This window comes from Pseudomaricurvus hydrocarbonicus, assembly GCF_011602365.1.
Taxonomy (GTDB): domain Bacteria; phylum Pseudomonadota; class Gammaproteobacteria; order Pseudomonadales; family Cellvibrionaceae; genus Pseudomaricurvus; species Pseudomaricurvus hydrocarbonicus.
Genome location: NZ_JAAONZ010000029.1, coordinates 1 through 23,904 on the forward strand (window position 1 = coordinate 1; position 23,904 = coordinate 23,904).

The following is a 23,904-nucleotide window of genomic DNA, read 5'->3' on the forward strand; positions in this document are numbered from 1 at the left end:
GGGCAAGATTTAGCATTCTTGTGCAAGGTTGTTCACTCACTCTTGATGGAACTTGGATTCGACACCCAACAGCTTCCTATACAAGCGGTGTGTGAACAACCTCTCTGAACTCTACAACTAGCCACTAGCCACTCGTATCTCGAAACTAGCCACTAATTTTCTATGACCTTACTTACCATCCGTGCCGGCGCCAGTGCCTACCGGCAAATTCAGCGTGACGGCCTTGCCCCGGAACACATCAGCAGCGTCTTTGGCGCCTCGGGGGCGGCCAAGTGGCTGGCGATTTACGGCCTGGATCGGGCGATTTTTTCCCAGTGGCTGGCACCGGTAAAGCACCCCATCAATTTGTTTGGCACATCCGTCGGGGCGTTTAAGCTGGCGGCGGCCTGCCACCGCGACGCCGGTCGGGGGCTGGATGCGCTGGCTGAGGCCTACATCCAGCAAAGCTACCCCAAGGGGGTGACGGCCGACACGATCGAACTGGAATTTCGCAAGATTTTGCAAGTGACCCTCGGGGATGACAAGGTCGGTCAGATACTGTCGCATCCGACGTTCCGCTTTGGCTGTGGGGCGGTGCGTTGCCACGGCGGTCTGGCCAGTGCCAACCCGCGCCGCCAGACCGCTGCCTGCAGTCGCGCGGCGGTGAAAAACATGCGCGGCAGGGCGGCCTTGCGCAACCAGCTGGAGCGGGTGGTGTTCCACGATCCGCGGGCCAGCTTTCCGCTGGATGTCCATGACGGTCGCGCACCGGACGGCTACCGCACCGAGACGGTGGCGCTGAACGAAGAAAATTTGCCCCCCGGCTTGAAGGCCTCCGGCTCGATTCCGGTCTACATGCACGGCGTGAAGGACATCCCCGGCGCCGGCGCCGGGGTTTACCGCGATGGCGGTCTGCTGGATTACCATCCGGTGCCGGGCAATTTCTGGCGGGCCGAAGAGGGCCTGATTCTCTATCCGCACTTTTACCCGGATTGCAAAGAGGGCTGGTTTGACAAGTTTCTGCCCTGGCGCAAGGCGGCACCACACTTGCTGGACCGCGCGGTATTGATTTACCCCACGCCCCGGTTCTTTGCGGCCACGCAGTTGGGGCGGGTGCCGGACCGGCAGGACTTTGCCCGCTTCGCCGACAGCCCCAGTCGTCCCCACAACAACGCCGAGCGAATACGGTTGTGGCAGGAGGTGGCGGATAAAAGTCACCTGCTGGGGCAAGAGTTTCTGCAGCTGTCCGATTCCGGAGAGTTGGCGAAGCGCGTGAGGCCACTGGGGCTGTAGCGTCCAGAGCGCTCCACGGCTAAAGGCCCTGCTAGTGGTGTGGTCTTTTCTGCTGAATCTATGCCAATTTGGGCGCTGAGGCAAAATTGCCACATGAAAAGGCGATTTTTCGCTCTCTTTTTGTTCAATCGCCCTTTACCCGGTCAGGCCAGTGCGAGAAAATAGCGCCCCTTTTTTAGCATCCCCCAGGTTACAGCCTCGACAGCGTTTTTGATGGTTGGTCAGACAATGACTGCTCAGAGCGATGCCGGGGCTGAAGTTCATTGGCGGATGAAGTACACAACACTACCTGCGGGGCTCAAGCAGAGACCCTGTGGGTAGTGCTGTGTACGGTGAATTTTAAAGTGCATTAACAGGAGCCCTGAGCCCATGCCATCTCGTGCCGAACTAGCCAACGCCATCCGCGCCCTCAGTATGGACGCCGTCCAGCAAGCCAACAGCGGTCACCCCGGTGCCCCTATGGGCATGGCGGACATCGCCGAAGTACTGTGGAACGACTATTTAAAGCACAACCCCAGCAACCCCGACTGGGCTGACCGCGACCGCTTTGTGCTGTCCAACGGCCACGGCTCCATGCTGATCTACTCCCTGTTGCACCTGTCCGGCTACGACCTGCCGATCGAAGAGCTGAAAAACTTCCGTCAGCTGCACTCCAAAACCCCGGGGCACCCCGAGTACGGCTACGCGCCGGGCGTTGAAACCACCACCGGCCCTCTCGGGCAGGGCATCACCAACGCCGTGGGTATGGCGCTGGCGGAAAAGATTCTGGCGGACCAGTTCAACCGCGATGGCCACGATATCGTGGATCACTTTACCTACACGTTCATGGGCGATGGCTGCCTGATGGAAGGCATTTCCCACGAGGCCTGTTCTTTGGCCGGGACGTTGGGGCTGGGCAAGCTGATCGCGTTCTACGACGACAACGGCATCTCCATTGACGGTGAAGTGGAAGGCTGGTTCACCGACGACACGCCGAAGCGTTTTGAGGCGTACGGCTGGCAGGTGATTCCCGCCGTCGACGGCCACGACAGCAACGCCATTAAAGCCGCCATTGAGGCCGCCCGCACAGAGCCTAACAAGCCCACCATCATCTGCTGCAAAACGGTGATCGGTTTCGGTTCGCCCAACAAGCAGGGCAAAGAAGAGTGTCACGGTGCGCCACTGGGGGCCGAAGAGATCGCCCTGGTGCGCAAGACCCTGAACTGGCAACACGGCCCGTTTGAAATTCCGGCCGACATCGCCGCCAGCTGGAACGCTCAGGACGCCGGCGCCAAAGCGGAAAGCGAGTGGCAGGGGCGTTTTGAAGCCTACCAAGCGGCGCACCCGGAACTGGCGGCAGAATTCGAGCGTCGCGTGATCAAGGGCGACCTGCCGGCGGACTTCTCTGCAAAAGCCGATGCCTACATTCGCGAATGTCAGGACAAGGCCGAGAAGGTGGCGTCCCGTAAAGCCTCGCAGAATACCCTCAACGCCTACGGCCCACTGCTGCCGGAACTGCTGGGTGGCTCTGCTGACCTGGCCGGTTCTAACCTGACGCTGTGGAGTGGTTGCAAAGGGGTCGAGGCCAAAGACGCCAGCGGTAACTACATCTACTACGGTGTGCGCGAATTCGGCATGAGTGCCATCATGAACGGTATCGCCCTGCACGGCGGTTTCGTTAACTACGGCGCCACCTTCCTGATGTTTATGGAATACGCCCGCAACGCGGTGCGCATGGCGGCGCTGATGAAGCAGCAGAGCATCTTTGTCTACACGCACGACTCCATCGGCCTGGGTGAAGATGGCCCGACGCACCAGCCGGTTGAGCAAATCCCCAGCCTGCGCATCATCCCCAACATGCACGTCTGGCGTCCCTGTGACACCGTCGAATCTGCCGTGTCCTGGAAATCCGCCATTGAGCGTCGTGACGGTCCGTCGTCGCTGATTTTCTCCCGCCAGGGGCTGGCCCCTCAGCCGCGCACGGATGAGCAGCTGAGCAACGTGGCCCGCGGTGGCTACGTCCTGAAAGACTGCGCTGGTGAGCCGGAAGCGATCCTCATCGCCACCGGTTCCGAAGTTGAGCTGGCCGTCGCCGCGGCGGACAAACTGACCGCAGACGGCAAGAAAATCCGAGTGGTTTCCATGCCGTGTGCCGAGATTTTCTGCGCTCAGGACGCGGAATACCGTCAGCAGGTACTGCCCATCCAGGTGGCTGCTCGTGTGGCTGTGGAAGCGGCTCAGGAAGACTACTGGTACAAGTTTGTGGGCCTCGAAGGCCGCGTTGTGGGCATGACCACCTTTGGTGAATCGGCCCCGGGCGGTGAGTTGATGGAACACTTTGGCTTCACCGTTGAGAATGTGGTCAACGCCGTCGAAGACGTCATCGACTGAATCGATAGACGTTGATGGCGAGCAGGGGTGTTCGGCGGTGGGCTTTGCAGCGCTGCGGCCGTGCCTGCTTTGCTGAGACCATGGGCTGGCCTGAGTTCAGGGCATTGCGCTGATCTCAGGCTTGTCGTTGATCAGGGCGTCTGGCCTGAACCACCACACCACTGCTGCCGTCACACTAATGGGTAAGAGATCCGCTTGAGTAGCTCATCCAACATCGAACAATCTCCTTCTTGCCAGCCGCTCAGACTGGCCATCAACGGTTATGGCCGTATTGGTCGCTGTGTGCTGCGGGCTCTGTTCGAAGCAGGCCTGCAAGACCAGCTGCAGGTGGTGGCGATCAACGAACTGGCCGATTGCAAAACCATTGCCCACCTGACCAAATACGACTCGACCCACGGCCGCTTTCCCGGTGCCGTGAGTGTGGCCGACGATTGTTTGCACATTGACGATCACGCCATTCAGGTTCTGCACTGCGAGCACCTCACCGACTTGCCCTGGGCAGCCCTGGGGGTGGATCTGGTGTTGGAATGTACCGGGGCGTTCAGTGATCGGGCGACGGCGCAGCGCCACATTGACCAGGGGGCCAGGCGGGTGCTGTTTTCCCAGCCGGGTCAGCCGGATGTGGACGCCACCATCGTCTATGGGGTCAACGAGCAAACCCTGAGCGCCAGCCACACCATCGTCTCCAACGCGTCCTGTACCACCAATTGCAGCATTCCGGTGATTAAAGCCCTGCACGATGCCTTTGGTGTCGACAGCGGTGTGATTACCACCCTGCACTCGGCGATGAACGACCAGCCGGTGATTGATGCTTACCATCACACCGACCTGCGCAAAACCCGTTCGGCCATCAACTCCATGATTCCGGTGGACACCGGCCTGGCGCAGGGCATTGAACGCCTGTTGCCGGAGTTGGCGGGGCGTTTTGAAGCTCAGGCCATGCGCGTCCCGATTGCCAATGTTTCGGCCATCGACCTGTCGGTGGTGGTGCAACAGGACGTCAGCGTGGAAGCGGTCAACAGCATGCTGCGGCAGACTGCCGCCACCGCCTTTCACGGGGTGCTGGGTTATACCGAGGAGTTACTGGCGTCCTGCGACTTTAACCACGATTCGCGCAGCGGTATCGTCGACGCCGGACAGACCCGGGTGGCGGGCAAGCGGCTGGTGAAAGTGCTCACCTGGTTTGATAACGAATGGGGCTATGCCAATCGCATGCTGGATGTGGTGCTGGCCTGGCAAAAAAGCAGATGAGAGATGCGAGCTGCGAGATACGAGCCAGGAGGTTCTTTCTCGCATCTCGCATCTCGCATCTCGTATCTAAACTTAAAGAGGAATGACAGCCATGGCTGTAAAACTGATGACGGAACTGGATCTGGCCGGCAAGCGCGTGCTGATCCGAGAAGACCTCAATGTCCCCGTAAAAAACGGTGTGGTGACCAGCGATGCCCGCATTCGCGCGGCACTGCCGACCATTGAGCTCGCCCTCAAGGCGGGCGCCAAGGTTATCGTCATGTCCCACTTGGGGCGCCCAACGGAAGGGGAGTACGCCGAGGAGTTTTCTTTGCAGCCGGTGGCCGAGCACCTGGGTCAGCTGCTGGGTCGCGAGGTGGCGGTTGTTAAAGACTGGCAGGCGGGCGTGGAGGTGGCCGAGGGTGAGCTGGTGCTGCTGGAAAACGTGCGATTCAACGTCGGTGAAAAGAAAGACGCCGAAGACCTGTCCAGGGCCTACGCGGCGTTGTGCGACATCTTTGTGATGGACGCCTTTGGTACCGCTCACCGCGCTCAGGCGTCCACCCACGGTGTGGCCAAGTTTGCCCCGGTCGCCTGCGCCGGCCCGCTGCTGGCGACCGAGTTGGACGCGCTGGAGAAAGCCCTGGCCAATCCGGCACGCCCGATGGTGGCGATTGTGGGGGGCTCCAAAGTTTCGACTAAACTGACGGTACTGGAAACCTTGTCGGACAAGGTGGATCAGCTGATCGTCGGCGGCGGTATCGCCAATACCTTCCTGGCGGCCAGTGGCCAGCCGGTGGGCAAGTCCCTGTATGAAGAGGACCTGGTGCCCAATGCCAAGGCGCTGATGGAAAAATGCGACATTCCGGTGCCCACTGATGTGGTGACCGGGACGGAATTTTCCGAGACCGCGGTGGCAACCTTAAAAGATGCCTCAGAAGTAACCGCAGACGACATGATTTTTGACATCGGCCCGGACTCTTCGGCCGCCTTGGCAAAAATCCTGCAAGACGCCAAGACCATCATTTGGAACGGCCCGGTGGGTGTGTTTGAATTTGACCAGTTTGGCGGCGGTACCGAAGCCATCTCCAAAGCCATTGCCGACAGCCCGGCCTTCTCCATTGCCGGTGGTGGCGACACCCTGGCCGCGGTCGACAAATACGGCATTGCTGATAAGGTGTCTTATATCTCGACCGGTGGCGGTGCCTTTTTGGAATACGTAGAGGGTAAGGTGTTGCCAGCGGTGGCGATGCTGGAAGAGCGCGCCAAATAACACCGCCGGACAGAGCCGGGGCAGGGGTGCGAAGCGATCGGTTTCCATTGACTGCCACTCACCCAACAACATGACAAGCACGGCGTTTTAACGGCTGACGTTAAGCGTCTGGCAAACCAACTACTGGTAATAACTACAGACAAGGACAAAACCATGGCCCTGATAAGCATGCGACAAATGCTGGATCACGCCGCCGAGTTCGGCTACGGCGTACCCGCTTATAACGTCAACAACCTGGAACAAATGCGCGCAATTATGGAAGCGGCTGACCAGACCGATTCCCCGGTGATCGTGCAGGCGTCTGCGGGCGCTCGCAAATACGCCGGCGCGCCCTTCCTGCGTCACCTGATTTTGGCGGCGATTGAAGAGTTTCCCCACATCCCGGTGTGTATGCACCAGGATCACGGCACCTCACCGTCGGTGTGTCAGCGCTCTATCCAATTGGGTTTCAGCTCGGTGATGATGGACGGTTCTTTGGGTGAAGATGGCAAAACCCCCGCCGATTACGACTACAACGTCGAGGTGACTCGCCGCACCGTCGAAATGGCGCACGCGTGTGGCGTCTCTGTGGAAGGCGAGCTGGGTTGCCTGGGCTCACTGGAAACCGGTGAAGCCGGTGAAGAAGACGGCATCGGTGCCGTGGGCAAACTGACCCACGACCAGATGCTCACCGACCCGGAAGAAGCGGCTGACTTTGTTGCCAAAACCGATGTCGATGCCCTGGCCATTGCCTGTGGTACCTCCCACGGTGCCTACAAATTCACCCGCCCCCCCACGGGCGATATCCTGGCCATCGACCGCATCAAAGAGATCCACAAGCGCATCCCCAACACCCACCTGGTAATGCACGGCTCCTCCTCGGTGCCGCAGGAGTGGCTGGCCATCATCAACGAATTTGGCGGTGAGATTCCGGAAACCTACGGTGTACCCGTTGAGCAGATCGTCGAAGGCATCAAGCACGGCGTGCGCAAAGTCAACATCGATACCGACCTGCGGTTGGCGTCCACCGGTGCGACCCGTCGTTTCCTGGCGCAAAACCCGAGCGAATTCGATCCGCGTAAATTCCTGAGCGCAACGGTCACCGCCATGAAAGACATCTGCATGGCGCGCTACGAAGCGTTTGGTACCGCCGGTAACGCCAGCAAAATCAAACCCATCAGCCTGGACGCGATGTTTGCCCGCTACGCCAGTGGTGAGTTGAAAGCCCAGATCAAGTAATCCCGCCATGGATTACCAGCGAGTGGCGCCGCCGTGAATACGGTTGCACCACTCGCGACTCCTTTCCTTAATCCTCGCTCAAGGTGAATTGCGCCGCAAGACAGGGCAGCCTGGGCTGACTCGCTACTCGCTACTCGCTACTCGCCAATCCCTCCCTTATACTCGTTACCAACTTCCCTCGTTGATGGTGCGAAACAACACATGACCCCGACTTTTGAGTCCCTGCAGCAACTGGCAGCCGATCTTCCGCAGCTGGATTTTTCACTGTGCACCGATCAAACGGCCTGGCTGAAGAGTTCACCGGTACAGGATTACTTAAATCACTATCACATCAACTTTACGACGGAAGGCCTGTGCCGCAAGCACCTGCTGGGCAAGTTTGCGGCGGCGGGGTTTGATATCGCCGCCCACCTCTGGCTGCCCTCGCTTCAATCCGCTGATGAAGTGGCTAAGAGGACGGTGACGGCCAAGGGCACGATTTTTCTGGTGCACGGGTTTACCGACAGTGTGGGCCTCATGCAACACGCGATTCGGTTTCTGCTGCAACAGGGCTGGAACGTGGTGGCGTTTGACCTGCCTGGCCACGGTCTAAGCTCCGGAGTGCAGGCGAGCATTGAATCCTTTGACCAGTATCGGGAAGTGCTGCAGACCTGCCTCGACCACTGCCGCCAACACATGCCAAAGCCATGGCACGGTGTGGGCCAGAGCACCGGCGGTTCGGTGTGGCTGAATTACGTGGCTACCTTTCCTAATCAATCCGCAATTGACAAGGTGTTGTTGCTCGCGCCGTTGATTCGTCCCAAAGGCTGGGGCACCGCGCGCTGGTTTTTTCCTGTGGTGAAATTGTTTACCGGGCAGCTCACTCGCAAATACAACCTCACCTCTCACGATGAGGATTTTCTGGATTTTGTGCGCCACCGGGACCCGCTGCAGGCGCGCATCACGCCGCTGCGCTGGGCCTCGGCCATGGAGGAATGGGTCCAGAATTTTCAGGTTTATCCGGTTCAGCAGCGGCCCTTGAAGATCATTCAGGGTGACGCCGATACCACGGTGGATTTTAAATACAACGTGGATGCCATCTGTGCCACCTTTCCCAATACCAAGGTGGTGATGATTCCCAATGCGCGCCATCAGCTGGTCAACGAATCGGCAGCGTTTCGGAAAAAAGTGTTTTCCCATGTTTTAAACTGGTTAGACCTAAAGTCGTGAGCCGGTGGGCATAAACGCTTAGCTGGGCACAAGCTTACATCATCGACGATGACCAGGCTGAACAGTATAGACACCAGGTTGAACGCTGTAGACACCAGGTTCGCCACCAGCTTGACCGGCGGCATAAGCCATTATTGGTGCAAGCCACGTCACGGCGATCCGGTCATGAAAGCCTCTCGTTGTTTGAGGTGTCTTTCCCGTCATTGATGGGTTGAGTGGTTGATCAGTAGTTGAGGCTTTCCCGGGTGAACGGGGATTTTGGTTTTTCCCCAAGGATCCGTCGCAGCACATCGTTCATGGTGTCCGGGTCGTTATCAAAACCGCCGTGGCTGTGACTGGCCGTGCGTCGCCCTTTTTTGCCACGGCTGTACACCAGCTCAATGGCGAGTTGATCTTTTTCGATCTCTTTGCTGTATTTCTGCATGCCCAGCAGGGGGGTGCCATGATGTTCTTCAAAGGCGCGTGAGACCAGGTACAGCAGCGACTTGCGATAGACCCTGGCAACGTGGTCATCCAGTTCCAGTTGCTCGGACAAATTGTAAATGCACAGCTGTTTGATGAGGCCACTTTCCAGCAGCGGGCGGTAGTGACTCTCGAACAACTCGACCGTGGCCGCTGGCGCTAACAGCGAGCAGGTTTCGATGTGCACCCCGGACAAATGTTTGCCGACCATGGCCAGCAAGTGCGCTTGCAGGATGGCACCGGTGGAGTGGCCGATCAGGTGCAGCTTGACGTTGCGCTCCAGCGACGACAGCGTGGTGACGATCCGCTTCACCGTATGACTGCCATCGGACGATGTGCGTTCAAACGGTTTGCGAGCCCCGTTTTTCATTTCTCGCCAGAGTGCGCGTCCGACTTTTTGGGTAAGGTTTTCGATGCGGCGATCCACCCAGTCGGAGAAACTTCCGGCAATGGTTTCCGCGACTTGCTGTTTGCCGAGGATGATGTCTTTGAGTTCTTCCGCCAGCCCGGTGTCGTACATAAAGTGAAACGGGTAGATGCCATTGTCGAGAAAGGTGTCCTTCATGGCGGCAATGCGCGTGGCCGAGTCCTTGATGCTGTTCAGGCCACCGTGGGCATAGAGCAGAAGGTGCTGGTAGTCATCGTGTTGCAGATGATGCTGCACCAGCGTCATGTGGTGTGCGTTACTCCAATAGCGGCCCGAATCGTCGTAATGCCCGTCGTCGAGATGCACGAAGTGGGGTTCGATCAACTGTCGCGGCGTTGAGCTGAGTTTGGCCTGGTGATTGGCTGCAGAGCCGGAGCCCACCGAGCCGGCACTGGTGAAAATTTGTGGTGTCGGCAACGCCAATTGCACTACCCAGCCGTCCATAATATTTTTCGCCCAGTCCGCGTAGTGCCACAGGGCGATTCCGCTTTTGCCCCAGTGTTCTTCGCCCCAGGAATTCTGTACCCAAAAACCGCTGTCGTTGTAACCGATGATGGCGAACGCGTGGCCGCCGATGTTTTCCTGGTGTGGCGGAATGTAATGTTCACCCTCGTCATTGGCTTCGGTGTGATACCAACCTTTGTGCACTTTGGCGGAAACAAAGACGACACCCACTTCATTGATGGCGCAATGGTAGTCGGTGATTTGGGGGCGCAGGCGATAGTAGGCGCCAATGGTGTTGGATTTTGCGTCTTCGGAAATGTCCGGCGTGATGTGAAAGCTGGTCTGTTTGGGTTGATAGGGCGCGAGCTGTTCGCGGCAGACGCCGGTGTTTTTCCAGCCTTTAATCGCGCCCCGACAACTGGAACCCTCGTAGTCTTCACCGGGCCACTCATCGTACCGTTTCGCCATTTCGTAGAGCATGCGGGCGCTGACGCGGGCCTCTTTTTCTTGAAATCGATACAGTAAATTAATCGTCGCCGCCAGGCCAAAGCCGGTGCAGGCCCCCTCGGTGCCTTGATTGAGGATATACAGGTTGCCCGGTGGGTGAACGCGTTTTTTGAGCGGAAGCAGCGACGGCGAGTAGTAAATGTCGCGAAAATCCGGTGCGTCGGCTTCGACGTTTAATTCTTCCCTGGTTGGGTAGGAATTCATGATGGCTCTCCCCGAGGCTTGAGTCGCGCCTGGGAAACCGTGGTTTCAGCGCGCCAGCCGCCGACCTGGACGATGCCTTTAACTCGCCCTCTGCGGCGAAATTGTTAACGGATGATTCACGGGTGCATCGGTGCGATTGAGCTTCCGGGCACGGCCGCTTTATGCAAAACCGGCGGCTGTTTGCATAAACCGCCTTACGATTTGTATAAACCGACCACTTGTGAATAAACCGTCTACTATTGTTACTGCGTCTTAAATGTTTAGGACGGTCTTAATGGTTTAGTACAGATTCATTTGTTTTTTTAAAGTTTCTTGAATTTGGCACAAGTTTAATTGTTTTTCGGTCTCTCATACTGACGTTCTGTGCTATTAGGTTTCAGCTTTATTTATATTCAGTAACGCCGTATTTATATTCAGTGACGTGGTGCACCGGTCGGCGTTGTAACAGATTGCATCCGGGCCGGGGCGTTGCCGGTAGTGCGGTGCAACCCTCGCTGGCGATCGGGCATACATAAACAACGGCGGCAACGACCGTGAAACTCAGACCAGGAGTACACCGACCGTGAATACTCAGATCAGGACTACACCAGGAAGCGATGGCTATGAATAAAAACTGTTTACACCGAACTTCGCGGCGGGCGCGAGCCGTCAACCGTTTCTTGGTGATGTGCATCAGCTTGGGGGTGTTGGTGGGCTGTCAAAGTTCCAAACTTGAACTCCCAGCCATTTCAGCGAGCGCACACCAAACGGTGGTATGGCATGACTTGCTGAGCCCGGACGTAGAGACCAGCGGTAAATTTATGGCGAACGTGCTGGGCTGGAATGTGTCGACCACCGAATATTACACCTCGATTTACGATAACGACGGTCGGCTGGTGGGCGGGATGGTCGACACCCTGGCCATGGAGTGGGGTTTGAAGTCCGGCGGCTGGCTGATGTCCATGCAGTCTCCGGATCTCGACGTTACGTTGGCGCTGGTCAGCGAGAACGGCGGTAAAGTCCTGTTGCCTCCGCGCGCCTATCCCAACCGGGGCCTGTCAGCGCTGGTGCAGGATCCGCAAGGCGCGGTGTTTGAGGTCCTGCAGCTGTCGGCCGCAGATGACGCTGAACCGGTGGATGACGGTGTGTGGATCTGGCATGAACTCATCACCACTAGCCCCCAGGCGTCGGCGGCCTGGTATGCGAAGGTGTTTCAACTGGAGGTCGAGAGCATGGACGGCGGTCGGCAACTGCTGAAAAAAGGCAGCCTGAAGCTGGCGACCATTTCCAGTAATCCCTTCGAGGATCAGCGCAACCAATGGATACCGGTGGTGGCCACGGGCGATTTTGAGACCACCGTCGGGCGAGTCTCTGAGTGGGGAGGGCGGGTTGCCGTGATTCTCGATCCGCCAGTGAGTTCGGGCCGACTGGCCTTAATCCAGGACCCCACCGGCGCCGCCATGCTCTTACAGGAACAGGAACAGGAATAGGAGGAACCCATGCAATCTCACACAACCTTGATCGCTCGCACCGTCCTGCTGGCCCTCGGGCTCGGCGCACTGTTGCTGCTCTCGGGGTGTAGCGTCACACCGCACGCCAACCTCGGCCTGGACGTGAACTACTACAACGGCGGTTTCCACGTGCGCCCCGAAGCCCATGTGGGTATCAGTGGCCGTCCGAATTGAAGCTGGGGTTAGCTCGCTCAAGGATAGTGCCTTTCAACAACTTCTGAGTTACATCTACAGCGACTCCTGCTGCTGCACTCCTTCTTCTACACACATCCCCGCCGGGGCGAGCCAGGCTCGTCTCTACGCTCTACTGGTACTACTTTCAGGATCAAGGGGTCAGAGTCATTGAAGTGCCTCTGATTGATCAAGTTTTGATAAATCCTTGCGCTGTTGTAGTATCCTCCGATCAACGGGGTCCGATCAACGGGGTCCGATCAACGGGGTCCGATCAACGGGGTCCAGGATCAGGGATCAACGGGGTCAGAGTCATTGAAATTAAGCAAATAAATGGGGACGGAGGGATTAAAGTTTAATCAGCTTCGAAATTGATGAATAAATAATCCCTCCGTCCCCATTTCCGCTTTCAACATCAACTCTGGCAGATAGATCCAATTCGGTCTGTGCCAATACCTCTCAGAATATCGCCCAACACTCCGAGTGTACGATGAAGGCTGGCAGAATGTTCAACGAGATCTGTCAGAACCTCAGCGCCAGCCCCAGTCAAGATTGGAGTATATCAAATCCAGGAATATGTATTGCAATGCGACGGTAACTTTCAAGCCGGTTGTCGCCAAGCTGAAAGCTTCGGAAGAAAAGTCGGATTTAAGCTTGGCGAAATCGGCGTGCAATGCAGCGACAATAGAGGCGATGGGAAGTCATGATCCTAGAGTGATCAATCAACGGAATGAGGCTTGTGACCGCTACAAGAAACGAAAGTCTCTTTCATGAAATCATACTTTAGTCTTAATAAAATCTTGAAAACTTGGTCATCACATACATTAGCGAATCTAATCACAGCTCTCATTTATGAGTTATGATACGTTCACGGACTGACTATATACACTGATTACTTGCTTTTAGACTAAGTTGGTTATCCATAGGGCAAGCAGGGTAATTAACGTTCAGGGAATGCATCAAAGGAATGAAAAAATATGTTTACTGACCAAGAAAAGCAAAACTTAAAACAGCAGATAACATCAAATCAACATGAAATCTTCGTAATCTCACTTGAAGAGATGGACGCAATAGTTCGATCTTCACCTAAAAGTAACATGCCTGGCATTCAAGACATGTGGCAAAAACTCAAAAGTAAAGCTGAGGTAGGTACGAGTTACTATGCATCCGTCGATGATCTGAGAACCCTTAGCAAATTGCTGGGTGATCTGGGCGGGTTCACGACGAAAGCCTATGTAAAATCATATAAAGGAAGGCCCCATATCATCCTAAAGGGGCACCCAGGCTTACGGAATATACTGACGGGTACAAAGTACGGTATTCAAAACCCTAAAGTCATAACGATGGGGCTGGGTAAATCAGGCGCAGTACACGCCGCCAAGTCTGGTGGAATTTTATCCATTGTCTTGATATCTGCTTACAGAGTCGTCGATTACTTTTTGACTGACGGAGCAACTCTTACTCAATTGGTGGGTTCTCTAGCAACGGATATTGTTAAAGTAGGCCTCGCGACTGGTGCTTCAATAGCGGCAGCTTCTGCAGTCGTTGCTATGGGCTTTACTGTAGCAATAGGACCAATTGCAGCAGTGGTCTTAGTCGGTGTGGGAACCTCTATGGCCTTGAGTGCCCTAGATGAACACTATGGCATTACTGATCGAGTCATAGCAGGATTGGATAGTATGTCCGAAAACATAGAAAACCGAATTGAGCATGTAAAACAAGGCCTATATCAACAAGCTGGAGAAGTAGTTGATTCAATTTTTGATTATGCGATCGATTCGGCAAAAACAATTTTAATTAATACCGTACGACATTCTTTGGATAAATTTCTTTCTCAAAGGCCGAGACTTTACTGATGCAAACAGAGCAACAATCATCTCCAATGGCGCGATTCTTAAGCGTCAGTTTTTTTCTTGTATTAACAATTGCTTCATTGGCTTGGTTCTTTCTCAGTATTACGAATCTGATATCTCAAATTAGACTGGATGCACCCATTATAGGTTTCGATAAAGGCTCAGTGTATATGTTGGGCATTGGACTTGGCCTTCTTGTGCTCACTGCCGGAGGTATTATTCAAGGAATCTTAGGAAAATCTCTGACACCTGCCAAAGAGTCTTTGTTTAAGAAAGGTATTGGAGCCAGTCTTGTCGTAGCATTTTTATTACCTCATGTGGTTCATTATGCCGTCACCAAATACACCGATGAAAAGGACTATCGTATCTGTGACGGTGCCAATTATCACTGGTTTCTGTATAGCAAATTCTATTTCACAAATAACGAAACCAGTTGTGATGCATTAATTCGTGAAAAACACACTTCAAACCATCAAAACCAATCTTAGATAGTCCGGTACTGAAGCCCGACGTCGTTCGCCTTGAGCCTGTCTAAAGTTGTCTTCAGATCAACGAGATCAGATCAACGGAGATCAACGGGGTCAGAGTCATTGAAGTGACTCTGATTGATCAAGTTTTGATAAATCCTTGCGCTGTTGTAGTATCCTCCCACAAAATCCAGTGAGGGAATGACTATGGCAAGGATGCCAAGGTTGTATCTGCCGGGCTGTGCCCAACATCTTGTCCAACGGGGTAATAACAAGGAAGTCTGTTTTTTAACATACGCGGATAATAAAGCGTATTTGGCGTTTCTCAGAAAAGCAGCTGTCCAATACCGGGTTGCAATTCACGCTTTTGTTCTAATGTCCAATCATGTTCATCTGTTGGTCTCCCCCAAAGATGAAAAGGGAGTTGGACTGATGATGCAATCATTGGGGCGTCAATATGTACGCTATTTCAACCAGAAGTATGAGCGGACTGGGACGCTGTGGGAGGGTCGCTACAAGTCTTCATTGGTTGATTCTGAGCGCTATTTGCTCATGGTTTATCAATATATAGAACTGAACCCTGTGCGGGCTAACATGGTCAGACATGCTTCTGAGTACCCATGGTCAAGTTATCAATACAATGCTGTTGGTCGAAAAATTGAGCTTATTACACCTCACGATGAGTACCTCGCACTTGGGGTGGATGATCAGGAAAGACAGGCGAACTATCGCTCTCTTTTTCGGGGTAAGATGAAACAAGTGGATCTCCAGGCCATTCGTGAAGCCTGTCAAAGGGCCTCTATTTTGGGCAGTGAGAAATTTATTAAAAATTTTGAAGAAAAGACTGGAAGAAAGGCGAAGTCTGCAAATAGAGGCGGTGATAGGCGTTCAATCAAGTTTAGGAAATTAAGATTTCAATGACTCTGACCCTATTGATACACTAAGTATTCTAACCCCCTGTATTCTTTTGGCTAGGGCATATCTCGGCTTTTGGCTTGTCTCCTGAATTAATGCCTAAAACTTTAACCGATGTTCTTTTGGAGAGCTGGACTCTCACACTCTATTTAATCATCTTTTTTCTGGCCCCAAACTTGATGTACATTATCAAGGATAAATGGGGACGGATGGATTAAAATTTTATCAGCCTCGAAATTGATTAATAAATAATCCCTCCGTCCCCATTTTCACCATTTCCAGGCCAATGTTCCCAAAGAGAAGTTATTCACCCCCTCATTCGTGGCCCGCCAGCTCATTGGCATTATGAATGAGGTGCCCCTGGATGGGGAGCTCAGTTATCTGGATTGGCAGGGCAGCCCATTGAGTGGTAACGCTTCACGCAAACCGCGAATGATTGATAATGGCTGGTAATAGACCGTGTTCCGGTAATTGACAATAACAAGTATTGCTACCTATAAATGGAGGTCGGTTCTTTGTTTCCGCCAGGTCCCAAGGCAGAAAGTCTGAGCCACGTTTGACCGCTGACATCATGGCCTGATTCTATGGAGCATAAAACACCGCTCAGTTATCACTTTAAACATTCACACATCTGGTTTGATATGGCGCTGCTGGCGGTGATGTACGTGGTGGCGGCCTATGTCCCCCTACTGAAAATCGTGCCATTGATCGCGAGTTTGGAGTTGTTCAGCTTTTTTTGTTTTCACCTGATGGCCAAGCGCAGCCGGTTTCAGTTGCAGGGTTTTTTGGGCGGGTTTATTTCCAGTACGGCGGTGTTTTTACAGACACTGAATGACAGCAAGTTTGCTTCCAGCAGTGATCGTGATCTGCTGCTGACGTTGTTATTTGCGCTGTGCGCGATGTTGCTGGAATGTGTGTTCATTATCTTTTTTCTGTCCGAGCCGTTCACCTTGATCTTTTATGTGCCTTTCCTGACGCAATTGCTGTGTATTGTGGCCGTCATAGTGTGTCTCAATAAAAATTATTTTTTGGGGCCATTACCGGACAAGGTGGCTTTAGCGGACAAGGCGGCGGAACCGGAGGTGGATATAGAGTTGCTCAATGACCATCCGATCATTTGGAAAAATGTCGTCAAATTTTCAGTCATCATTTTAGTGCTTATTTACAGTATGCATGTCATTGGGAATAACTTCGGGCTGTCAATTCTTATCAGTACCTTGCTGATTTCGCTGTTTGAAGCCCATGCTATCCTCGCCTCAATAATGACGGAGTGGTCATTGAGCCCAGATAATATTGACTTGATGACGGTATTTTTTGTCATTCTTCTGGGCAACACCCTCAGTAAATCCTTTCTGGTGCTTAAGGGGTCAAACCTAAGTCGAAAAGGGTTCTTTGTGACGGTCCTTTTCGGCAGTCTGGCGATCAGTATCGGTGTCACCCTGATCGTTTCGCGGTTAATGTCATCACCTTAGCCATCATTGGCGCTCCAGTTGAGAGCTGTAACGAAAATAATCGCGAATAGGCCAAAAGAAAGCACCCAAAGAAAGTGCTACTATCAAGCCAATCCGTCCTCCCAGTACTGCACCTCGGCTGTCGCAGAAGGAACTCAATATGCCAGAACTGCCCAAACTCAATCGGCCCATGAAGCTGGAACATCACAAGGCTCACCAGGCGCACGGTCGTATGGAAAGGCGCAGCTTTATGATGCTGCTGATTGTCGTCAGTCTGCTGTTTCTCTATTTGCTGAAACCCTTTTTCAGCCCGGTGTTCTGGGCCTGTGTCATCACCATCCTGTTTTATCCCCTCTATCAATATCTGTTGAAACACTGGCAGCGGCCCAATCTTGCGGCGCTGACGACCCTGGTGGTGTGCATTCTGGTGGGTGTGGGGCCGACACTGTTTTTGTTGAGTTCCCTGGTCAAGGAATCCGGTGAGTTGTACCAGTTGATACAGAGCGGTCAGATCAACCCGGGGGAGTACCTGGATAAAATCCGCACCGGCTTTCCCAGGGTGAATTCGTTGCTGGATCGGTTTGGAATCGACCTGTCCCTGGTCAAGGAGATGCTCACCAAAAGTGCCGGTACGGTCAGTCGCTGGGCGGCGAGCAATACCCTCACCATTGGTCAGAACATGCTGCAGTTTGTCGTCAGTCTGGCGCTGATGTTGTATCTGCTGTTCTTCCTGTTGCGCGACGGTCCCGACCTCATCAGTTTGCTGATTCGCGCACTGCCGCTGGGGGACGAGCGCGAGGCACTGTTGTTTAAAAAATTCGCCGAAGTGACCCGCGCCACCGTCAAGGGCAACCTGGTGGTGGCCATTATTCAGGGCAGTCTCGGCGGCTTGATTTTCTTCTTGCTGGGCATCAAGGGCGCGGTCTTCTGGGGCGTGGTGATGGTGATCTTGTCGCTCATTCCGGTGGTCGGTGCCAGCCTCATCTGGGGACCGGTGGCCATCTATCTGTTTGCGGTGGGAAGTTGGGAAAAAGGCCTGATCCTGACGCTATTTGGTGCGATCATCATTGGTTTGGTGGATAACCTGCTGCGCCCGCTGCTGGTCGGGCGGGACACCAAATTGCCCGATTATATGGTGCTGCTGTCGACCCTGGGGGGCTTTGCGATATTTGGCATGAACGGTTTTGTGATCGGCCCGCTGGTGGCGGTGTTGTTTATCGCCTTTTGGCAGATTTTTATTCTGGACTTTAATACCCTGCCGTCGGAGCGGGACGAGCCGGACGAGTTTTTGGAGTGATCGATTGCGGTCAGGCCCTGTGGTTTCTGCGGGAGGTCGCGAGGCGGGAAAAAACCGCCGCGGTCACTGTTCCCGGCATCAATCGATGACCTCCACCACCGGCCCCATACGCTCACGCACAATCTGCTTTAGCTGAGCCGCCAATTCCCGGTAGTGCTGACGCCCCGGAGCTGTTGCACGCCACACCAGACCGTGGCCCCGGGTAATGCGCTGGCCGCGAATTTCCGCCACGTGCAAGGCTTCCGGGTCGTGCAATTCCGAGTGCACATAGAGGCCGGGCAGGAACGCGACCCCCAGTCCCATGACCACCATTTGCCGCAGGGTATCGAGGCTGGTGCCCTCGTAGTCGCGATGAATTTCGGCGCCCAGGCGCAGGCAGATTTCCAGCACTTCGTGGTGAAAGTGGTGGTGCTCTTCCAGCGTCAGCACCCGCTCCCCGCGCAGCTGCTGCGGCGATATCTTGTCCTGACCGGCCAGCGGATGATCGGAGGAAATCACAAACTTGAGCGGCTCCATAAACAGCGGCTCTACCGCCAGTTCCATGGAGGTCTGTGGCAGAGGCAGGATGGCCAGGTCGTACTCACCTTCCAGCAGACCCCGCTGCAGGTTGCGCGGTGGGGCCTCGCGCACATAGAACTTGAGCTGCTGAAAGCGCTTGTGCAAATCCGGTAGCACGTTGGGCAGCAGGTAGGGGCCGAGAGTGGGAGGCACGCCAAGCTTGTAGGTAATTTGCTGGCCACCGGCAATGACGGCGGTCTGATCCAGAAAACCCTGCATGCTGAGCAACACATCGCGGGCGCTGGCGAGCAGTTCCCGGCCTTCAGGCGACAGGCGTGTGCCACTGCGTGAACGCTCAAACAGGGGCACTTGCAAGGTTTCTTCCAGGGCGGCGATCTGCGTGGTCAGGCCTGGCTGGCTAACGCCCAATTCATCAGCGGCATTGCGAAAGTGCTTGATATCGGCCACCGCCACAAAGTATTGCAACTGCCTCAGGGTCGGCAGTTTGGTCGTGGCAAGGCTGGTGTAGTTGAGCATAGGGGGGTAATCCTTGATAATCTTAGGTTATCGCCAGATTGTATATCATCTTATTAAGCTATCAATAAATAATGCGTTCCATATTTTCACAGTCCACGAGGTATTGCTATGGATCATGTCATTTCGGGTGTGGCCCGCTTTCAAAATGAAGTTTACCCGGCCAAACGCGAAGCCTTTGCCAAGCTGGCCAACGGCCAGAACCCGGAGGTGTTGTTCATCACCTGCGCCGATTCCCGCATTGACCCCAATCTGGTGACTCAGACCGAGCCTGGAGAACTGTTTATCTGCCGCAATGCCGGCAACATTGTGCCCCCGCACAGCAACGAGACCGGCGGTATGACCGCGTCCATCGAGTTCGCCGTGGCGGCGCTGGGTATTACCGACATTGTGGTGTGCGGTCACACCGATTGCGGCGCGATGAAAGGGGCGATTGCCCCCGAACAACTCGACAACCTGCCCCACGTCAAGGAGTGGCTGGGCCACTGCCGCTCCGCCACTGAGGTGGTGCGTCATCGTCACGGTGAGTTGTGCAAGGATCACCTGGACGAAGTCACCTGCGAAAACGTGCTCCAGCAAATTCAGCATTTGCGCACCCATCCGGCCGTAGCCGTCGGCCTGGCCAGTGGCAACCTCACCATTCACGGCTGGGTGTACAACATCGCCAGCGGTGAAGTGCTGTACCACAACGAAAAAACCGGCGCGTTTGAACCCATGGATGAAGCCTACCGTTTGCGCCTGCTGCGTCAGGCGGATGAGGCAAATCAAGCCTGATCGCCGACTCCAGCAGTCAGTTCAAATACGCAGTTCCGATACCCGGCTTCGGGTGTTCATCTCCTCCTGATGTGGTGGCTGTCTCTGTCAGCCTCACGTCAGTGAGCGTCAGTTTTGTGATGCAAAGACTAGATCGCGTCCGTGCAACATTGAGTCAGTAACCATTGATTCTGTAACCATTGTGTAAGAGGTACGACACATGAAATTGGATTTCTCGACCCTGCGGGGTGATTTGACCGGCGGTATTACCGCTGGTGTGGTGGCCCTGCCACTGGCCCTGGCGCTGGGGGTTGCCTCGGGGCTGGGTCCCATTGCCGGTATTTATGGCGCCATTGCGGTGGGCTTTTTCGCCGCCCTGTTTGGCGGTACGGCGCCCCAGATTTCGGGGCCTACCGGACCGATGGTGGTGGTGTTGGCGGGGCTGTTTGCCAGCCTGTCGGGGGATGCCAGTCTGATTTTCACGGCGGTGATGCTGGCCGGTGTGTTGCAGGTGCTGTTTGGCTTTCTTGGCGTGGGGCAGTACATCCGCCTGGTGCCCTACCCGGTGATCTCCGGCTTTATGAGCGGCATCGGGGCGATCATTATCATTCTGCAATTGAGCCCGCTGCTGGGGCACGATTCCCCCAGCGGTACGCTCAATGCACTGCAGTTTTTGCCCACCGCGATCACCGATATTCACTGGGCCAACCTGTTGTTGGGGCTGGGCACCCTGGCCATGGTGTACAGCTGGCCGGGCAGCCTGGCGAAGTACCTGCCGGCGCCGCTGGCGGCCCTGATCGCCGGCACCCTGTTGGCCTACTTTACCCTGGATGTGCCGATTCTTGGCGCGATCCCCACAGGCCTGCCCGAGCTTCACTGGCCGGTGTTCGGTGGTGACAGCATGTATCTGGTGGTTGAGGCGGCGATTATCCTGGCGGTGCTGGGGTCACTGGACAGTCTGTTGACCTCGCTGGTGGCGGACAATATGACCCGCGATCGCCACGACAGCAACCGCGAATTGATCGGTCAGGGAATCGGCAACACCTTCGCTGGGCTGATCGGCGGTATTGCCGGTGCCGGCGCGACCATGCGCACGGTGGTGAATATTCGCTCCGGTGGACGCAGTCGACTTTCGGGCATGGTGCACGCGCTGGTACTGCTGGCGGTAGTGTTGGGGCTGGGTTCGCTGGCCAGTTACATTCCGCACGCCGTACTGGCCGGTATTCTGGTGAAAGTGGGTCTGGACATCATCGATTGGAGTTACCTCAAGCGCGCTCACCGCGGGCCGCGCTGGGATCTGTTGTTGATGGCTCTGGTGCTGATGTTGACGGTGTTTGTGGATCTGATCACTGCGGTGGCCGCGGGTGTGGTGCTGGCTGCGCTGGCGTTTGTGCGTCAGGTGGCGCAGTTGCAGCTGGCTTCTCTGCAGCATCTGCCTGAGCATCTGGACTCAGAAGAAGATCGGGCGATTTTGCAGGAGCACCGCCATCACATCGCGCTGTTCGAGTTCAGTGGCCCACTGAGTTTTGGGGCGGCGGCGGACCTGGGCCATCATGTGCGCATGCGCACAGAAAAGGGTTCCCAGGTGCTGATCCTGGACTTTAACGCGGTGCCCAGTCTTGATGTGTCGGCTATTTTGGCGGTGGAAACTATTGCCACCGACGCCCGGGCACGCAGTAAGCAGCTCTACCTGGCCGGTATGAGTGACTCGGTTTACGACGCTCTCAAAGAACTCAGCGGCGGCCTGCCTGCCGACCGGGTGTTTGAAGACCGCAGTGCGGCGCTCAGGGCCGCAGTGAAGCACTTGCAGAACCCGGCGTTGCAGCCGGTGGGCCTGGCCAGCCCCGCGTAGGTTTTTATGGGTCACCTGATCAACTCACCGGGGACGCTTGCGTCCCCGGTTTTCGTTTTGGCGGCCGTTTGAGTGCGGTCATTTCCCGGGGTGGTCCCGCCCGGCGACCGGTCAACTCTCCTGCGGTGGTGGCCGCCTTCTGGTCAGCTCGGTGAGGGGCAACTGGTCCTTTACATACCGGGCGTGAAATATTGTTATGTGCCCATGGCATTGGCCACGTATTCACCGCAATAACCGGAGTTGAAATATGAAGCGAACTTTTACCCAATTGGCGATGGCCATCTCATTGACGCTGCCGGGGGTATCGGCTTTGGCCGCCTCGGTGATGCCCGCCGACCAGGTGTTTTTTGGCGATCACATCATTACCATGGACCCGGCGCAAGAACAGGCCGAGGCGGTGGCCATTCGCGGTGACAAGATTGTGTTTGTCGGCGATGAGGACAAGGCCCGAACGCTGGTGGGCGCCGATACCCGGGTGGTGGAGCTGGGGGACAAGGCACTGGTGCCGGGCTTGATCGATGCGCACGGCCATGTGGCCATGGCGGCGCGCTTCATTGATTTCATCAACGTGTCTTCGCCGCCGGTGGGCACGGTCGAGAGCATCGACGATATCGTGGCGCTGCTGAAAGCCCATATTGCCAACACCAGGCCCGCCAAGGGCGAGTGGATTCTGGCTTATGGCTACGACGATTCCCTGCTGGCCGAAAACCGCCACCCCACGCGGGAAGATCTGGACAAGATCTCGACCGACAACCCGATTTACATGATGCACGTCTCCGGACACCTGGGGACCTCCAACTCGGCCGCGCTGGCCGCCGTCGGCATCAATGCCAACACGCCCAATCCTGCGGGCGGGGTCTTCCGTCGCCAGGCGGATGGCAAAACCCCCAACGGGGTGGTGGAAGAGAAGGCCGCCTATGCCCTGCTGATGCCACAGTTCATGGCCATGGCGAAAAACCCGGAACTGTTCAAACAAAAACTGGCCAAAACCGTCGAATATTTTGCCAGCTACGGGGTCACCACCATTCAGGACGGCGCTTCACAGTTGCCGGACTTGGCGACCATGCGGGCGATGGGTGAGCAGGGTCTGTTGGCCGCAGATGTGATTGCCTTTCCAGCCTCATTGGATGACCATCACGGAGGAGAAGCCAGCGGTGACGACCCCGGCATCTCGGCCATGTTCAACGAAGGTTACCACGGCGGTGTGCGCGTGGGCGGGGTGAAGTTTGTCCTCGACGGTTCGCCCCAGGGCCGCACCGCCTGGATGACCAAACCCTACACCACCAACCCCGAGGGGGTGGAAGGGGATTACACGGCCTACCCCACGGTTGAACCGGTGAGCTTCAAGGCGGCGGCGAAAGAGAAGCTGCAGGCCGGTATTCCGATTCTGATGCACGCCAATGGCGATGCTGCCATTGATCTGGCGCTGGACGCGGTGGAAGAGGCGTTTGCCGGGCAGGCCATCCCTGATCATCGCGCGGTGATTATCCACTCCCAGGTGATGCGCAAGGACCAGCTGGATCGCGCCAAAACCCTGAAAGTGATTCCCTCGTTCTACGCCGCCCACCCGTTCTTTTGGGGTGACTGGCACCGCCTGAGCTTTGGCGATGAGCGCGCTTTTGGCATCAGCCCGGCGGCTTCGGCGCTGGCCAAAGGTGTGCCCTTCACCATCCACAACGACACTCCGGTGGTGCCGCCGGATATGATGCGTCTGCTGTGGGTGGCCGTGAATCGTGAAACCCGCAAGGGCGTGATTCTGGGCCCGGATGAGCGGATTTCTCCGAAGGATGCGCTGAACGCCATGACCCTGACCGCGGCTTATCAGTACTTCGAAGAGGACATTAAAGGCTCTCTGACCGAAGGCAAGCAGGCGGACCTGGTGATCCTGGGGGCCGACCCGCTGACCGTGGACCCCAAGACCATCAAGGACATTCCGGTGCTGGAGACCATCTCCCACGGTAAGACGATCTTTCAGCGTTAAGCGAGTACGGCTCAAACGTTAATTGA

18 protein-coding genes are annotated in these 23,904 nt (G+C 55.7%); 16 read left to right on the forward strand and 2 right to left on the reverse strand.

Translation table 11 applies throughout. The annotated features are described in order from the left end of the window. Positions 1-162 precede the first annotated feature (162 nt). From G8770_RS22585 to G8770_RS22610, 6 genes are all read left to right on the forward strand, one after another. Positions 163-1,272 carry a patatin-like phospholipase family protein gene (locus G8770_RS22585; RefSeq protein ID WP_167192268.1) on the forward strand — a complete coding sequence of 370 codons (1,110 nt, stop codon included), beginning with the start codon at positions 163-165 and terminating at the stop codon, positions 1,270-1,272. Between the two features lie 369 nt (positions 1,273-1,641). After that, positions 1,642-3,642 carry a transketolase gene (gene tkt / locus G8770_RS22590; protein ID WP_167192270.1) on the forward strand — a complete coding sequence of 667 codons (2,001 nt, stop codon included), beginning with the start codon at positions 1,642-1,644 and terminating at the stop codon, positions 3,640-3,642. A gap of 195 nt (positions 3,643-3,837) precedes the next feature. Then, a complete protein-coding gene (gene gap / locus G8770_RS22595) occupies positions 3,838-4,893 on the forward strand; it encodes a type I glyceraldehyde-3-phosphate dehydrogenase (protein ID WP_208022465.1) in 1,056 nt (351 codons plus the stop codon). 91 nt (positions 4,894-4,984) lie between these two features. Continuing rightward, a complete protein-coding gene (locus G8770_RS22600) occupies positions 4,985-6,145 on the forward strand; it encodes a phosphoglycerate kinase (protein WP_167192272.1) in 1,161 nt (386 codons plus the stop codon). Positions 6,146-6,298: 153 nt separating this feature from the next. Then, positions 6,299-7,363 carry a class II fructose-bisphosphate aldolase gene (gene fba, locus G8770_RS22605; protein ID WP_167192274.1) on the forward strand — a complete coding sequence of 355 codons (1,065 nt, stop codon included), beginning with the start codon at positions 6,299-6,301 and terminating at the stop codon, positions 7,361-7,363. A gap of 201 nt (positions 7,364-7,564) precedes the next feature. Beyond that, positions 7,565-8,572 carry an alpha/beta hydrolase gene (locus tag G8770_RS22610; protein ID WP_167192276.1) on the forward strand — a complete coding sequence of 336 codons (1,008 nt, stop codon included), beginning with the start codon at positions 7,565-7,567 and terminating at the stop codon, positions 8,570-8,572. 223 nt (positions 8,573-8,795) lie between these two features. Here G8770_RS22610 and G8770_RS22615 read toward each other — a convergent pair whose 3' ends face one another. Further along, positions 8,796-10,616, reverse strand: a complete 1,821-nt coding sequence (locus tag G8770_RS22615) for a C1 family peptidase (protein ID WP_167192278.1) — start codon at positions 10,614-10,616, stop codon at positions 8,796-8,798. A 602-nt stretch (positions 10,617-11,218) separates the two neighbouring features. On the opposite strand from G8770_RS22615, the gene G8770_RS22620 reads away from it, so the two are divergent. From G8770_RS22620 to G8770_RS22650, 7 genes are all read left to right on the forward strand, one after another. After that, the gene (locus tag G8770_RS22620) at positions 11,219-12,085 is read left to right on the forward strand and encodes a VOC family protein (RefSeq protein ID WP_167192280.1); all 867 of its coding nucleotides are present in this window, start codon (positions 11,219-11,221) and stop codon (positions 12,083-12,085) included. 9 nt (positions 12,086-12,094) lie between these two features. Further along, positions 12,095-12,280, forward strand: a complete 186-nt coding sequence (locus tag G8770_RS22625; RefSeq protein WP_167192282.1) for a hypothetical protein — start codon at positions 12,095-12,097, stop codon at positions 12,278-12,280. A gap of 974 nt (positions 12,281-13,254) precedes the next feature. Continuing rightward, a complete protein-coding gene (locus G8770_RS22630) occupies positions 13,255-14,133 on the forward strand; it encodes a hypothetical protein (RefSeq protein ID WP_167192284.1) in 879 nt (292 codons plus the stop codon). Then, on the forward strand, positions 14,133-14,618 hold the full coding sequence (locus G8770_RS22635) for a hypothetical protein (RefSeq protein WP_167192286.1): 486 nt from the start codon (positions 14,133-14,135) through the stop codon (positions 14,616-14,618). Before G8770_RS22630 ends, G8770_RS22635 begins: the two co-directional genes overlap by 1 nt. Before the next feature lie 186 nt (positions 14,619-14,804). Then, positions 14,805-15,518, forward strand: coding sequence for a transposase (locus G8770_RS22640; RefSeq protein WP_167192288.1), 714 nt, complete (start codon positions 14,805-14,807; stop codon positions 15,516-15,518). Between the two features lie 578 nt (positions 15,519-16,096). Then, positions 16,097-16,984, forward strand: a complete 888-nt coding sequence (locus G8770_RS22645; protein ID WP_167192290.1) for a DUF4010 domain-containing protein — start codon at positions 16,097-16,099, stop codon at positions 16,982-16,984. Between the two features lie 139 nt (positions 16,985-17,123). Beyond that, on the forward strand, positions 17,124-18,260 hold the full coding sequence (locus G8770_RS22650; RefSeq protein ID WP_243760644.1) for an AI-2E family transporter: 1,137 nt from the start codon (positions 17,124-17,126) through the stop codon (positions 18,258-18,260). Positions 18,261-18,338: 78 nt separating this feature from the next. Here the strand turns inward: G8770_RS22650 and G8770_RS22655 are convergent, their stop codons facing one another. Further along, positions 18,339-19,295, reverse strand: coding sequence for a hydrogen peroxide-inducible genes activator (locus G8770_RS22655; RefSeq protein ID WP_167192292.1), 957 nt, complete (start codon positions 19,293-19,295; stop codon positions 18,339-18,341). Positions 19,296-19,403: 108 nt separating this feature from the next. Between G8770_RS22655 and G8770_RS22660 the strand changes: the two genes are divergently transcribed. The 3 genes from G8770_RS22660 to G8770_RS22670 all read left to right on the forward strand — a co-directional run bounded on the left by G8770_RS22660 (position 19,404) and on the right by G8770_RS22670 (position 23,878). Next, the gene (locus G8770_RS22660; RefSeq protein WP_167192294.1) at positions 19,404-20,066 is read left to right on the forward strand and encodes a carbonic anhydrase; all 663 of its coding nucleotides are present in this window, start codon (positions 19,404-19,406) and stop codon (positions 20,064-20,066) included. 199 nt (positions 20,067-20,265) lie between these two features. Then, complete coding sequence (locus G8770_RS22665; RefSeq protein ID WP_167192295.1) at positions 20,266-21,897, forward strand: SulP family inorganic anion transporter; 1,632 nt, start codon at positions 20,266-20,268, stop codon at positions 21,895-21,897. Between the two features lie 247 nt (positions 21,898-22,144). Next, on the forward strand, positions 22,145-23,878 hold the full coding sequence (locus G8770_RS22670) for an amidohydrolase (protein WP_167192296.1): 1,734 nt from the start codon (positions 22,145-22,147) through the stop codon (positions 23,876-23,878). Positions 23,879-23,904 lie beyond the last annotated feature (26 nt).

What these genes read in the sequence shown, in the direction of transcription:
- G8770_RS22630 (WP_167192284.1), top strand. Translation starts at nt 13,255, where the DNA reads ATGTTTACTGACCAAGAAAAGCAAAACTTAAAACAGCAGATAACATCA.
- G8770_RS22585 (WP_167192268.1), top strand. Translation starts at nt 163, where the DNA reads ATGACCTTACTTACCATCCGTGCCGGCGCCAGTGCCTACCGGCAAATT.
- tkt (WP_167192270.1), top strand. Translation starts at nt 1,642, where the DNA reads ATGCCATCTCGTGCCGAACTAGCCAACGCCATCCGCGCCCTCAGTATG.
- G8770_RS22670 (WP_167192296.1), top strand. Translation starts at nt 22,145, where the DNA reads ATGAAGCGAACTTTTACCCAATTGGCGATGGCCATCTCATTGACGCTG.
- G8770_RS22665 (WP_167192295.1), top strand. Translation starts at nt 20,266, where the DNA reads ATGAAATTGGATTTCTCGACCCTGCGGGGTGATTTGACCGGCGGTATT.
- G8770_RS22660 (WP_167192294.1), top strand. Translation starts at nt 19,404, where the DNA reads ATGGATCATGTCATTTCGGGTGTGGCCCGCTTTCAAAATGAAGTTTAC.
- fba (WP_167192274.1), top strand. Translation starts at nt 6,299, where the DNA reads ATGGCCCTGATAAGCATGCGACAAATGCTGGATCACGCCGCCGAGTTC.
- G8770_RS22615 (WP_167192278.1), bottom strand. Translation starts at nt 10,616, where the DNA reads ATGAATTCCTACCCAACCAGGGAAGAATTAAACGTCGAAGCCGACGCA.
- G8770_RS22650 (WP_243760644.1), top strand. Translation starts at nt 17,124, where the DNA reads ATGCCAGAACTGCCCAAACTCAATCGGCCCATGAAGCTGGAACATCAC.
- G8770_RS22625 (WP_167192282.1), top strand. Translation starts at nt 12,095, where the DNA reads ATGCAATCTCACACAACCTTGATCGCTCGCACCGTCCTGCTGGCCCTC.
- G8770_RS22620 (WP_167192280.1), top strand. Translation starts at nt 11,219, where the DNA reads ATGAATAAAAACTGTTTACACCGAACTTCGCGGCGGGCGCGAGCCGTC.
- G8770_RS22610 (WP_167192276.1), top strand. Translation starts at nt 7,565, where the DNA reads ATGACCCCGACTTTTGAGTCCCTGCAGCAACTGGCAGCCGATCTTCCG.
- G8770_RS22645 (WP_167192290.1), top strand. Translation starts at nt 16,097, where the DNA reads ATGGAGCATAAAACACCGCTCAGTTATCACTTTAAACATTCACACATC.
- G8770_RS22635 (WP_167192286.1), top strand. Translation starts at nt 14,133, where the DNA reads ATGCAAACAGAGCAACAATCATCTCCAATGGCGCGATTCTTAAGCGTC.
- G8770_RS22655 (WP_167192292.1), bottom strand. Translation starts at nt 19,295, where the DNA reads ATGCTCAACTACACCAGCCTTGCCACGACCAAACTGCCGACCCTGAGG.
- G8770_RS22600 (WP_167192272.1), top strand. Translation starts at nt 4,985, where the DNA reads ATGGCTGTAAAACTGATGACGGAACTGGATCTGGCCGGCAAGCGCGTG.
- G8770_RS22640 (WP_167192288.1), top strand. Translation starts at nt 14,805, where the DNA reads ATGGCAAGGATGCCAAGGTTGTATCTGCCGGGCTGTGCCCAACATCTT.